Raw genomic sequence first — 4,047 nt, 5'->3', positions numbered from 1 at the left:
ATGACTGAAGAGCCAGCTGCTGGTGTTGACACTTCTTACACTGGCGAACTTCCAATGCCAGATGTCAACAAGCGTTACGATAATCCACAGTCACGTGACAACGTTAAGGACGGCGGCACTTACACCGTTGCTCTTCCTGTTCTCGGCCCAAACTGGAATTACGCTTCTAACGACGGTAACTCTGGTTACATGGCTACTTTGTGGGGCTTCTACCAGCCAAATCTTATGGCTTATGACACCGTTAAGGGTGAGAAGCTTAAGTACAACCCTGACTACATCACTTCCGTTAAGAAGGTTAGCGATAAGCCACTTGTTGTTCAGTACAACTTGAACCCAAAGGCCAAGTGGAACGACGGCACTGATATTGATTACACCGCATTTAAGGCTACTTGGCAGGCTTTGAGCGGCAAGAATAAGGAATACTCCGTCCCAAGTACTGAAGGCTATGACTGCATCAAGAGTGTTGAACAAGGTTCCACTCCAAAGCAGGTTGTAGTGACTTATGAGAAGCCATGCGCAACATGGGAAGTGCTTTTCGCTCCACTGGTTCATCCAAAGGCCGGTGACGTTAAGACCTTCAACCAGGGTTGGGTGAACAATCCTCACAATGAGTGGGGTGCAGGTCCATTCCAGATTGAGTCCGCAACCGAAAATCAGGTTGTTTTCACCCGCAATCCAAAGTGGTGGGGTAAGAAGGCAAAGCTCGATAAGGTTGTTGTAAAGCGTATGGAAGATACTGCAGCTTTGAACGCTTTCCAGAACGGTGAAATCGATGCTGTAACCGATAGCATTTCTGCTAAGGACGCAATCAAGTCTGCTCGTAGCGTTAAGGGCGCTCAGCTGCGTTACGGCTACAGCACCAAGGTTCGCGTGCTTAACTTCAACGCTAAGTCCAAGCCACTTAACGAGCTTGCAGTTCGTAAGGCTGTTGTTCAGGCATTCGACGTTGCTACCTACAACAAGATTCAGTTCCAGGGCATGAACTGGAAGAGCGAGCAGCCAGGTTCTGAGCTTCTCTCCATGTTCCAGGCTGGCTACAAGAACAATCTTCCTGCTGACGGCAAGTACAACACCGAAAACGCTAAGAAGACCCTTGAAGCTGCTGGCTACAAGATGGGCAAGGATGGTTACTATGAGAAGGGCGGAAAGACTCTTGAAATTTCCTTCACCTTCTTCGGCGATGATTCTACTCAGGCAGCTCTTGCTAACGCATTCCAGGCCATGATGAAGAAGGCTGGAATTAAGTGCAAGACTGTGAACCATGCTGTTGCTAAGTTCTCCGAGGTTGTTGCTTCGCACGAGTACCAGGTGCTTCCATTGGCATGGCAGTCCCAATCTCCATTGAGCTTCTTGTCTGCAGCAAGCCAGGTTTACAAGTCTGATAGCGATTCCAACCTCGGTCTCGTTGGCAATAAGAAGATTGATGCTATGCTCAACAAGATTGGCAAGACCTACGATTACAAAGAACAGACTGATTATGCAAACAAGGCAGAGTCTGCAGCTCTCGCACTCTACGGAACTCTTCCAGTTTCTGCTCCTCCTATTTACCAGGTGTTCAAGAAGGGCTTTGCTAACAACGGCCCTGCTGGTTACGCAACCACCTACCCAGAGGATATGGGCTGGCAGAAGTAAGTAAATTTGTAGCGATAATTCGCGCAAGTTTACTAAGCTGATTGCTTAACTTATAGCATGTGGCGTGTAGTCTTTTGGCTACACGCCACATCTTTTTGTGTATGCTAATGTGAGAAAATAGTATTAATTTAAAATTAAGTCTCAAAAAGCAAAATCGGAAACAAAGGAGAAGCTGGCGCATGTATGTGAATCCAAATAAATGCAAAGATGCGAGTAACGTGCGCTGGGTATTGCAATACTGTAAGCCGGATATGTGGAAAGTTTGGCTTGCTATTTTTCTATTTATTATCAATGACACGATGGCAATGGCAATGCCGTTGCTTTCGGGCTTTATTGTAGACAAAATCATTATTGGCAAACAGCATAATTTGCTTATAAGCGTATGCGTTTTGATGGTAGCAATGATGATTGTTCGCGTTGGCTCAAGGTATATTTACCAGCTTTTAATGGAAAAGTTTGGTCAAAATGCCGTGTATCGCCTGGTGAGCGACGAGTACGAAAAACTTCATTCTCTCGATTTTACGTACTTTAATCACACTCGCACAGGCGACATTATGAGTCGTATGACATCGGATACTGACGCGATTCGCCATATTTTAAGTTGGGTTTCGTATATGGCGTTAGATTGTGTAGTAATGTTCGTGTTAGCGCTGGTTATAATGTTTTCAATTCAGTGGAAGCTCGCTTTAGCGCTTATGTCAATTACGCCATTTTTGTTTCTGCTCGCAAAAATTATGGGCAAAAAAGCTAGACCGAAATTCCTTGCAATTCGTGAATCCTTTGCGCGCATGAATTCAATGGTGGAAGAAAATATCGAAGGGAATCGCGTAGTAAAAGCTTTTGTGCGTGAGGATTACGAAACTAAGAAATTCGATAAGTGCAACGAAGACTACTTTAATCGCAATATTACGCTTGCAAAAAATACTCAAAAATACATGCCTTGGCTTGATGGCATGGGTTTTGTGCTTGAGCTTATAACAGTTGGTTTCGGCGGATGGCTTGTTTTGAATGGCAACATGACTTTAGGTACATTCGTCACTTTTAACAGCTTCCTTTGGATGCTACACATGCCTGTACGAATGGTGGGCTGGCTTATTAATGATTGGCAGCGTTTTAACGCAGGATGCGTGAATATTCGCAAACTTCTTACGCAAGAATCGCATATTAGACATCCAAAAGAATCGGACGAAACCGTTAAAATTAGAGGTAAAATTACTTTTGAGCATGTTGATTTTTCATTCCCAGACGATCAAGACTCTCCAATCTTAAAAGATATTGATTTAGACATTCCTGCTGGAAGCAAACTGGGTATTCTTGGTGAAACTGGTTCCGGCAAATCAACTCTCGTAAGTCTTATAGCAAGATTCTATGATCCTACGCGTGGTCGTGTTTTAATTGACGGAAAAGACGTGCGCGAATGGCCGTTAGAAACTGTTCGTAACCAAGTTAGCATAGTTGCGCAGGAAACATTCCTATTTTCGGACACTATTGCAGGAAATATTAGTTTTGGATTACCTCAAACTAAAGAAAATTGTAAGGAATTAGATAATACCATTCGCACGATGGCAACAATTGCTGCAGCAGACGATTTTATTATGGATATGCCAGAAGGTTATGAAACAGTAGTAGGCGAGCGCGGGGTAGGTCTTTCTGGTGGGCAAAAGCAGCGTTTGAGCTTAGCTAGAGCGTTGGCAAATAATCCTGCAATCTTGATTATGGACGATACAACTTCTGCTGTAGATATGGAAACGGAAGAGCATATTCAGCAGGAGCTGAAAAAGCTTGATGGCACGCGCACAATAATCACTATTGCGCACAGAATTTCATCCGTTAAAGATGCAGACATGATTGTTGTGCTAGATCACGGGAAAATTGTTGAACGTGGCACGCATGCTCAGCTTGTTGCGGCGCACGGGAGGTATTGGGAGATCTATAGAAAGCAACTTGGCTTTAAAACTGGCAGGTCTGCAGGATTCGAAACGAAGGGGGAGTAGAAATGGCACAACGTAATACTTATCGTGAAGACGAAGCTCAAGAAGAACACATAAATGTGCACGAGCTTATGCGCGTTAGAAAATATATGAAGCCGTATGCTACTAAACTTCTATTCGTAATTATGGTAGTTATTAGCGGCAGCATAATTATGACAGCGATGCCAATGATTACAAAAACGCTAATCGACGTTGTATTGCCTCAGAAAAACGTCAATTATTTATATACAATTATTGCAGTATTTGCAGTGCTCATTATATTGTATGAACTCGGTTTAGCATACAGAACTTTAGCGATTACACGCATCGGCCAGATGATAATCAAAGACATGCGTCGCGATATTTTTACGCATGTGCAATCACTGTCTTTTGATTATTTTGATTCGCGTCCGCATGGGAAAATTCTGATTCGCATTGTAAACTA

The 4,047-nt window shown here is 43.6% G+C and carries 3 protein-coding genes; all 3 read left to right on the top strand.

Annotated features, from left to right (window positions below):
• The coding region (locus A5294_RS02730; RefSeq protein ID WP_064340403.1) for an ABC transporter family substrate-binding protein at positions 1–1,632 on the top strand (1,632 nt) is incomplete at its 5' end.
• 179 nt (positions 1,633–1,811) lie between these two features.
• A complete protein-coding gene (locus tag A5294_RS02725; protein WP_064340402.1) occupies positions 1,812–3,626 on the top strand; it encodes an ABC transporter ATP-binding protein in 1,815 nt (604 codons plus the stop codon).
• A 2-nt stretch (positions 3,627–3,628) separates the two neighbouring features.
• On the top strand, positions 3,629–4,047 hold a 419-nt coding region (locus A5294_RS02720), incomplete at its 3' end, for an ABC transporter transmembrane domain-containing protein (RefSeq protein WP_255359446.1).

This window comes from Gardnerella sp. 30-4, assembly GCF_001641215.1.
GTDB lineage: Bacteria > Actinomycetota > Actinomycetes > Actinomycetales > Bifidobacteriaceae > Bifidobacterium > Bifidobacterium leopoldii.
This window is presented reverse-complemented; position numbering and strand designations above follow the sequence as displayed.

Excerpts from the sequence above, each read along its gene's own strand:
- A5294_RS02725 (WP_064340402.1), top strand. The coding sequence starts at position 1,812 with ATGTATGTGAATCCAAATAAATGCAAAGATGCGAGTAACGTGCGCTGG.